This window comes from Streptococcus sp. HMSC076C08 (assembly GCF_001810825.1).
GTDB lineage: Bacteria > Bacillota > Bacilli > Lactobacillales > Streptococcaceae > Streptococcus.
This window is the reverse complement of the sequence record NZ_KV802736.1, coordinates 230,661-239,551: the sequence shown is the minus strand read 5'-3', so window position 1 is coordinate 239,551 and position 8,891 is coordinate 230,661. Positions and strand designations below refer to the sequence as shown.

The following is an 8,891-nucleotide window of genomic DNA, read 5'->3' as shown; positions in this document are numbered from 1 at the left end:
TGATAAGGAAGCAGCGATTAAGGCAGCTAAGGAAGTGATTGGTAAGGAAGCTATCTTGAAAGCTATCGAAGATGGCGATATCGAAGCGTCAGATTTGTTAGATGATTTCTTGGCAGAAGACAGCGATCAGATGACACCGGCCGAAGTGAAGAGCCAAGAAGATTTCTCAAGTCAAGACCAAGCTAAACTCGCTGCAGCCGACAAGGAAGCAGCGGAAGAAAATAGTAATGCGAAAAAACTTGAGCTAAGTAAATTAGAAGAGCAAGTTGCTAAGATTAAAGCGCAATTATCAAGTTTACAAGTTTCTGGTGACAAGAATAGTCAAGTCAAAGACTTGCAACAAGCTTTAGCAGACTATGAGGATGCTATTAAGACTCTAAGCAGTGTCATGTCGGCTGTTCTTGAAATTGAAGACTTTAAAGGTGGGGTGAACGCAGTAGAAGCTGCAACTGCAGAGTTGCCAGAATACAACAAAGGTGCAAATGCGGTAGAAGCTGCTGTAAATGAACTCCCAGCCTATGGCGAAAGTGGCGCTCCAGCAGTAGCGAATGTTCCAGCTTATGGAGAAAGTGGTTCCCCAATAGTAAACAATGCTCTGCCTTATGCAGAAAGTGGCGCTCCAGCCGTAGCGAATGTTCCAGCTTACGGAGAAAGCGGTACCCCAATAGTAAACAACACTCTGCCTTATGCAGAAAGTGGCGCCCCAGCCGTAGCAAATGTTCCAGTTTACGGAGAAAGTGGTACCCCAGTAGTAAACAACACTCTGCCTTATGCAGAAAGCGGTGCCCCAGCCGTAGCAAATGTTCCAGTTTATGCAGAAAGTGGTGCTCCGGCAGTGACTACTATTCCAGCCTATGCTGAAACGATTGAAGCTGCAGTAAATGAAGTTCCAGAATACACTGGCAGTGTAGCTCCTTTGGCTACAAGCCCTACTCTTGGAACTGAACAAGATCGTACCTACAAAGCGCCTGCAGCAACGGATGAACAACTCCTTCCAAATACAGGAAGCCAAGATGCTTCAGCAGTTGCATCGCTAGGATTTATTGGTCTCCTTCTTGGTTTGCTACCATTTGCAAAGAGAAAATTGAACAAATAAATCGCATGAAATCAATAAAAGAAAAGGATTTGAATAGTCCTTTTCTTTTTTATGGTGAAATAGGAACAAGTCCACGTTTTTCAGCTCTTTCCGATGGTATTTTTCCCCTCTTTCCTTTATAATGGGTGTATGGACAAGAAAAAATTATTATTAATTGATGGATCTTCAGTTGCTTTTCGAGCTTTTTTTGCGCTCTATCAGCAGTTGGATCGTTTTAAAAATGCTAATGGCCTTCATACCAATGCAATCTATGGCTTTCAACTCATGTTGAATCATGTCTTAGAGCGGGTTGAGCCCAGTCATGTTTTGGTAGCCTTTGATGCAGGTAAGACGACTTTTCGAACAGAGATGTATGCAGACTACAAAGGTGGCCGTGCTAAAACTCCAGATGAGTTTCGTGAGCAATTTCCCTTCATTCGTGAGTTGTTAGACCATCTTGGGATTCGCCATTATGAGTTGGCCCAGTATGAAGCGGATGATATCATCGGGACTTTAGGCCGTTTGGCTGAGAAGGATTCTTTTGATGTGACAATCGTTAGCGGAGATAAGGATTTGATCCAGTTGACGGATGAGCATACGGTGGTCGAGATTTCTAAGAAAGGTGTGGCTGAGTTTGAGGCCTTTACGCCGGACTATCTCATGGAAAAGATGGGCCTCACGCCAGCTCAGTTCATTGATCTTAAGGCCCTCATGGGGGATAAGTCTGATAATATCCCTGGTGTCACGAAAGTCGGTGAAAAGACGGGTATCAAGCTCTTGCTGGAACATGGTTCGCTCGAGGGTATTTATGAAAATATCGATGGGATGAAGGCTTCTAAGATGAAGGAAAATCTCATCAATGACAAGGAACAAGCCTTTTTGTCTAAAACCTTGGCGACCATTGAAACTCAGGCACCAATTGAGATTGGCCTTGATGATTTGGTATATAATGGCCCAGATGTGGAAAATCTCGGGAAATTCTACGATGAGATGGGCTTCAAACAGCTCAAACAAGCTCTAAATGTTTCGTCGAAGGATGCGCCTGAGAGCTTGGATTTCACTATTGTTGACCAAGTCAGTCAAGACATGCTGAGTGCCGACTCTATCTTCCACTTTGAACTCTTTGGTGAAAATTACCATACAGATGATTTGGTTGGTTTTGCCTGGTCCTGTGGGGATAAACTTTACACTACAGATAAACTTGAGCTCTTGCAGGAGCCGATTCTCAAGGATTTTCTAGAAAAAACACCTCTGAAAGTGTATGACTTTAAAAAAGCGAAGGTTCTTTTAAATCGCTTGGGTTTGAATCTGCAGGCCCCTGCTTTTGACAACCGTTTGGCAAAATACTTACTCTCAACAGTCGAGAACAATGAAATCTCAACCATTGCGACTCTCTACGGTCAAACATACTTGGTCGATGATGAGACTTTCTACGGTAAGGGGGTCAAGAAAGCTATCCCTGAGAGAGAGAAATTCTTGGAACACCTAGCTCGCAAGGTTGCTGTATTGGTTGAGACGGAGCCGGTTTTACTTGAAAAACTCAGTGAACATGGGCAATTAGACCTTCTCTATGACATGGAGCAACCTCTGGCTTTTGTCCTTGCCAAGATGGAAATCGCTGGGATCAAGGTCAAAAAAGAAACCCTGCTTGAGATGCAGGCTGAAAATGAGGTCGTCATTGAGCAACTCACCCAAGAGATTTATGAACTAGCTGGTGAGGAGTTTAATATCAACTCGCCTAAGCAGTTGGGCGTGCTTCTCTTTGAAAAACTGGGTCTTCCTCTAGAATACACTAAGAAAACCAAAACAGGTTACTCGACAGCGGTGGATGTGCTAGAGCGTCTGGCTCCTATTGCGCCAATTGTTAAGAAAATCCTCGACTACCGTCAGATTGCTAAGATCCAATCTACCTATGTGATTGGTTTGCAAGACTGGATTTTGGATGATGGCAAGATCCACACGCGCTATGTGCAAGATTTGACTCAGACCGGACGTTTGTCTAGTGTGGATCCAAACTTGCAAAATATACCTGTTCGTTTGGAACAAGGCCGTCTCATTCGTAAGGCTTTTGTACCTGAGTGGGAGGATAGTGTTCTTCTTAGCTCGGATTATTCACAGATTGAATTGCGCGTTTTGGCACACATCTCTAAAGACGAGCACTTAATTAAGGCCTTTCAAGAGGGAGCAGATATCCATACCTCGACGGCCATGCGGGTTTTTGGAATTGAACGCCCTGAGGATGTGACTCCAAACGACCGTCGTAATGCCAAGGCGGTTAACTTTGGAGTGGTTTACGGAATTTCAGACTTTGGCTTGTCTAATAATCTGGGCATCAGCCGTAAGGAAGCAAAAGCCTACATTGATACTTACTTTGAACGCTTCCCAGGTATTAAAAACTACATGGACGAGGTGGTGCGTGAGGCGCGTGATAAGGGCTATGTAGAGACCCTCTTCAAGCGTCGTCGTGAGTTGCCGGATATCAATTCGCGCAACTTCAACATTCGTGGTTTTGCAGAGCGGACTGCCATCAACTCTCCTATTCAGGGTTCAGCAGCAGATATTCTCAAGATTGCTATGATCCGGCTAGACAAAGCCTTGGTTGCAGGTGGTTATCAGACCAAGATGCTGTTGCAAGTGCATGATGAAATCGTCCTTGAAGTTCCGAAATCAGAACTAGCAGCTGTCAAAGCTCTAGTGAAACAAACCATGGAAGAAGCCATCCAACTCAGTGTTCCACTCATTGCTGATGAGAATGAAGGAGCAACTTGGTACGAGGCTAAATAAGAAAGTTATGAAAGAGTTTGAAGGGCGTGCCTTCAAACTCTTTTTCATAGTTTTCTGTAAGCAGTTTCCTTGACTTTTCCTTGTATTTGCGTTACTATATGTCCATATAAGATATGGGAGTCTGTGTACAGTCTGAGAGGAAGTGTTAAACTTCGACCGCACCTGATCTGGGTAATGCCAGCGTAGGGAACGATACTTAGCCGAATTCTGCACCTTTTCCATATATGGAAGGGGTTTTCTTTTTGTCAAAAGGAAACCTGAGAAAAGGAGGTTTTTATGAAAGCAAGCATTGCCTTGCAAGTCTTGCCCCTATCGCAGGGGGTTGATCGAATTGCTATTATCGATCAGGTTATTACTTATCTGCAAGCTCAGTCCGTGACCGTGGTAGTGACACCATTTGAAACGGTATTGGAAGGGGAGTTGGATGAGCTCATGCGTATTCTCAAAGACGCACTAGAAGTGGCAGGGCAGGAGGCAGATAATGTCTTTGCCAATGTCAAAATAAATGTAGGAGAAATTTTAAGTATTGATGAGAAACTTGAAAAGTATACTGAGACGTCACATTAGTCTATTTGGTTTTCTAGGAGTCTTGTCAATCTGGCAGTTAGCGGGAATATTCAAACTTTTACCCAAGTTTATCCTGCCAACCCCTTTTGAAATTCTCCAGGCCTTTGTTCGTGACAGAGAATTTCTCTGGCACCATAGCTGGGCGACCTTGAGAGTGGCTTTACTCGGACTAGTCTTAGGAGTCTTGATTGCCTGTATCATGGCTGTGCTTATGGACAGTCTGACTTGGCTCAATGATCTTATCTACCCTATGATGGTGGTTGTTCAGACCATTCCGACCATTGCCATAGCACCTATCCTAGTCTTATGGCTAGGCTATGGAATTTTGCCCAAGATTGTCTTGATTATCCTGACGACAACCTTCCCTATCATTGTCAGTATTTTGGACGGTTTTAGACATTGTGACAAGGATATGCTGACTTTGTTTAGTCTGATGCGAGCCAAGCCTTGGCAAATCCTGTGGCATTTTAAAATCCCTGTCAGTCTGCCTTACTTTTATGCAGGTCTGAGGGTCAGTGTCTCCTACGCCTTTATCACAACCGTGGTGTCCGAGTGGCTAGGAGGTTTTGAAGGTCTTGGTGTTTATATGATTCAGTCTAAGAAACTGTTTCAGTATGATACCATGTTTGCCATTATTATTCTGGTGTCGATTATCAGCCTTTTGGGTATGAAGCTGGTCGATATCAGCGAAAAATATGTGATTAAATGGAAACGTTCATAGAATAAGAATGTTTCAAAAAAGAAAAGAGGAAATAAAATGAAGAAAACATGGAAAGTGTTTTTAACGCTTGTGACAGCTCTTGTAGCTGTCGTGCTGGTGGCTTGTGGTCAAGGGACTGCTTCTAAGGACAATAAAGAAGCAGAACTCAAAAAGATTGACTTTATCCTAGACTGGACGCCAAATACTAACCACACTGGACTTTATGTAGCCAAGGAGAAAGGCTATTTCAAAGAAGCTGGAGTGGATGTTGACTTGAAATTGCCACCTGAAGAAAGCTCATCTGACTTGGTGATCAATGGCAAGGCGCCGTTTGCTATCTATTTCCAAGACTACATGGCTAAAAAATTGGAAAAAGGAGCAGGGATTACTGCCGTTGCTGCTATCGTTGAACATAATACATCTGGAATCATCTCACGCAAATCTGACAATGTCACCAGTCCAAAAGACTTGGTTGGTAAGAAATACGGAACTTGGAATGACCCAACGGAACTGGCTATGTTGAAAACCTTGGTAGAATCACAAGGAGGAGACTTTGAGAAGGTCGAAAAAGTACCAAACAACGACTCAAACTCTATCACACCAATTGCCAATGGCGTTTTTGACACTGCTTGGATCTACTACGGTTGGGATGGTATCCTTGCCAAATCTCAAGGCGTAGAGGCTAACTTCATGTATTTGAAAGACTATGTCAAGGAGTTTGACTACTACTCACCCGTTATCATCGCAAACAATGACTATCTAAAAGACAACAAGGAAGAAGCTCGTAAAGTCATCCAAGCCATCAAAAAAGGCTACCAATATGCCATGGAGCATCCAGAAGAAGCTGCAGATATCCTCATCAAGAATGCACCTGAACTCAAGGAAAAACGTGACTTTGTCATCGAATCTCAAAAATACTTGTCAAAAGAATACGCAAGTGACAAGGAAAAATGGGGACAATTTGATGCAGCTCGCTGGAATGCCTTCTACAAATGGGACAAAGAAAATGGTATCCTTAAAGAAGACTTGACTGACAAAGGTTTCACTAATGAATTTGTAAAATAATGACAGAAATTAGACTAGAACACGTAAGCTATGCCTATGGCGATGAAAAGATTTTAGAGGACATCAACCTGCAGGTGACTTCGGGTGAAGTGGTTTCTATCCTAGGTCCAAGTGGTGTTGGAAAGACCACTCTCTTTAACCTAATCGCTGGGATTTTAAAAGTCCAGTCGGGGAGAATTGTCCTTGATGGCGAGGAAAATCCTAAGGGGCGCGTGAGTTATATGCTGCAAAAGGATCTCCTCTTGGAGCACAAGACGGTGCTTGGCAATATCATCTTGCCCCTCTTGATTCAAAAGGTGGATAAGGCGGAGGCCATTGCCCGAGCGGATGAGATCCTTGCGACCTTCCAGTTGACAGCTGTACGGGATAAGTATCCTCACGAACTCAGTGGAGGGATGCGTCAGCGTGTAGCCTTGCTCCGGACCTATCTTTTTGGGCACAAGCTCTTTCTTCTTGACGAAGCCTTTAGTGCCTTGGATGAGATGACCAAGATGGAACTCCACTCTTGGTATCTGGAGATTCACAAACAGCTACAGCTGACGACCCTCATCATCACGCATAGTATCGAAGAGGCCCTCAATCTCAGCGACCGCATCTATATCTTGAAAAATCGTCCTGGACAGATTGTCTCTGAAGTCAAACTAGATTGGCCCCAGAACGAAGACAAGGAAGTCCAAAAAATTGCCTACAAACGGCAAATATTAGCAGAATTGGGATTAAATACGTAGCCTTTTAGGAAATTAGTATATATTAAATACAAGCGAAATCCTTGCTTGGATTTAATTGTTTCAAAGCTGATGAACATGCATGATTAGGCTTAATATTTAAAGAAATGGTAAGTTAATATAAAAATAATTAAATTTTAGTTGACATTTTGTAATGGAACTGTATAATATAATTGAACCATTATAGACAATAAGGAGGATAATGTGGTGAAAAAGAGAACTAGTAAACTCTTTCATGGCTTGATGGCCTTGCTACTGGTTGTGTCGGTCTTTTTGCCTGCACTCAAAGTTAGCACAGTTGTTCAAGCGGAGGAACTACCAGCGAGCAGTTACACAATGAAAACTGTTTCAAAAATCAACAATAACAAACTTGTTGATGGCGCTAAGTACGGGGAAGGTAAATTCTATCTTCAACCAACTTATAGTTTCCCAAATGATGTAACCCTCAAAGATGGGGATTACATGGTGTATCATGTTCCAAACGAATTTAAAATTGAAAAAGATTCTACTACGGAATTGAAAGCACCAGATGGGCAAACAACTATTGCTGAATTGACAACTAGTAAAGCAGATAACACAGCTACTGTCAAAGTGACAAATGCTGCTTACTTTGCTAATTTGTCAGAGAACAAGGAGATTACTGCCCTGTTTACAGTCGTTTGGGCAGATAGTGTTAAACTAAACACTCCTTATCAAATTAATATCCCAGGTGACCAAGTTTACACTTTGACTCGTATCGTCCCAGATGATGACCCAACTGGATTTACTAAATGGGGAGTTCAAGACTCAGACGACCCGAACTACGTAAACTGGCGTATCCGTGTTAACCGCTATGCAAAATCTTACACAGGGGTTAAACTCGAAGATACTATTCCAGAAGGACAAGTTCTTGCAAGTGAAATTACTGGTTACTACTTTACTGAGTGGAACAAAGCTGAAGCTCGTCCAAGACTAGAAGCTGCCCATATCAACGTTGTTGATGGAAATCACTTTACCATCACTCCAAACGGTGATGGCACAATGGACGGACAAGGTCTCTATATCCTATATAAAACTCGTCTAACTGCTCCAGTTGACAATGCAACTAAAAAAGCATTTAACGATGTAAAAGCGATAACCGATCAAGAAACATTTGATGTTCATGGATTTGCTGCTTTGACAACTACAGAAGGTATCGGTTCAGGTGCGAAGTCTGATGAGGTTGAATTCCAAGTTAAGAAAAAACTTGAAGGAAAAACTCTTGAGGCAGATGCATTTACTTTCCAATTGATTGCTCCAGATGGTTCTGTAACTGAAGCTAAAAACGATGCTGAAGGAAATGTTAAATTCCCAGCAGTTAAATTCTCTAATGAAGGTACATTCAAATACCAAATTAAAGAAGTAAATGACAACAAACCTGGCTATACATACGATGATTCAGTACTTGAAGCAGAAGTTACTGTAGCAAACGTGTATGGTCAAAAGATTGCAAGTGTTAAATATAAAGATTCTAAGAAAGAATTTACAAACACATACGCTGCTAAAGAAGCAAAACTTCAACTTGAAGCTAAGAAAGTCTTGAACGGTAAAGCTATCGAGGCTGGCCAATTTGAATTTGAGTTGAAAGAAAACGGAACAGTTCTCCACACTGTTTCAAACGATGCAAACGGTAAGATTCAATTCCCAGAACTTACCTTCACAAAAGAAGAAACTCGTACATTCACTATCTCTGAAAAAGCAGGTGATGTAGCCGGAGTTGAATACGATCCAAATGCTTATGAAGTAACAGTAGTCGTTAAAGATAACGGCCAAGGTCAACTTGTTGCAACTGCAACAGGCGCAGACAACCTTACTTTCACGAACGTTTATAAAGCTAAACCAGCAAAAGCTACCATCACAGCTACTAAAGTCTTGAATGGTAAAGCGCTTGAAGCAGACAAATATGAGTTTGAACTTAAAGAAGGCAACAAAGTCGTTGCGACAGCTAAAAACGCTG

At 42.4% G+C, this 8,891-nt stretch carries 7 protein-coding genes and 1 riboswitch; all 7 genes read left to right on the top strand.

The features are described 5' to 3' along the window. Positions 1-1,096 (top strand): SIALI-17 repeat-containing surface protein (locus HMPREF2766_RS09455; protein ID WP_148131198.1); only part of this gene is annotated, 1,096 nt, incomplete at its 5' end. A gap of 129 nt (positions 1,097-1,225) precedes the next feature. After that, positions 1,226-3,859: a DNA polymerase I gene (polA, locus tag HMPREF2766_RS09450; RefSeq protein WP_070569561.1), complete on the top strand. Its 2,634-nt coding sequence runs from the start codon at positions 1,226-1,228 to the stop codon at positions 3,857-3,859. A gap of 103 nt (positions 3,860-3,962) precedes the next feature. Continuing rightward, positions 3,963-4,065: riboswitch (TPP riboswitch) on the top strand. A gap of 70 nt (positions 4,066-4,135) precedes the next feature. Then, a complete protein-coding gene (locus HMPREF2766_RS09445) occupies positions 4,136-4,426 on the top strand; it encodes a thiamine-binding protein (protein WP_000647689.1) in 291 nt (96 codons plus the stop codon). Then, entirely contained in the window at positions 4,389-5,147 is a 759-nt protein-coding gene (locus HMPREF2766_RS09440; RefSeq protein ID WP_070569558.1) for an ABC transporter permease, read from the top strand. The genes HMPREF2766_RS09445 and HMPREF2766_RS09440 overlap by 38 nt, the downstream gene beginning before the upstream one ends. 36 nt (positions 5,148-5,183) lie before the next feature. After that, on the top strand, positions 5,184-6,191 hold the full coding sequence (locus HMPREF2766_RS09435; protein WP_070569555.1) for an ABC transporter substrate-binding protein: 1,008 nt from the start codon (positions 5,184-5,186) through the stop codon (positions 6,189-6,191). Continuing rightward, positions 6,191-6,919: an ABC transporter ATP-binding protein gene (locus HMPREF2766_RS09430; RefSeq protein WP_000136209.1), complete on the top strand. Its 729-nt coding sequence runs from the start codon at positions 6,191-6,193 to the stop codon at positions 6,917-6,919. Before HMPREF2766_RS09435 ends, HMPREF2766_RS09430 begins: the two co-directional genes overlap by 1 nt. 204 nt (positions 6,920-7,123) lie before the next feature. Then, positions 7,124-8,891: Spy0128 family protein (locus HMPREF2766_RS09425; protein WP_261676411.1), on the top strand; the 1,768-nt coding region annotated here is incomplete at its 3' end.

Bases quoted from the DNA above. Each gene is read 5' to 3' on its own strand.
- HMPREF2766_RS09430 (WP_000136209.1), top strand. From the start codon at position 6,191: ATGACAGAAATTAGACTAGAACACGTAAGCTATGCCTATGGCGATGAA.
- HMPREF2766_RS09435 (WP_070569555.1), top strand. From the start codon at position 5,184: ATGAAGAAAACATGGAAAGTGTTTTTAACGCTTGTGACAGCTCTTGTA.
- HMPREF2766_RS09445 (WP_000647689.1), top strand. From the start codon at position 4,136: ATGAAAGCAAGCATTGCCTTGCAAGTCTTGCCCCTATCGCAGGGGGTT.
- HMPREF2766_RS09440 (WP_070569558.1), top strand. From the start codon at position 4,389: ATGAGAAACTTGAAAAGTATACTGAGACGTCACATTAGTCTATTTGGT.
- polA (WP_070569561.1), top strand. From the start codon at position 1,226: ATGGACAAGAAAAAATTATTATTAATTGATGGATCTTCAGTTGCTTTT.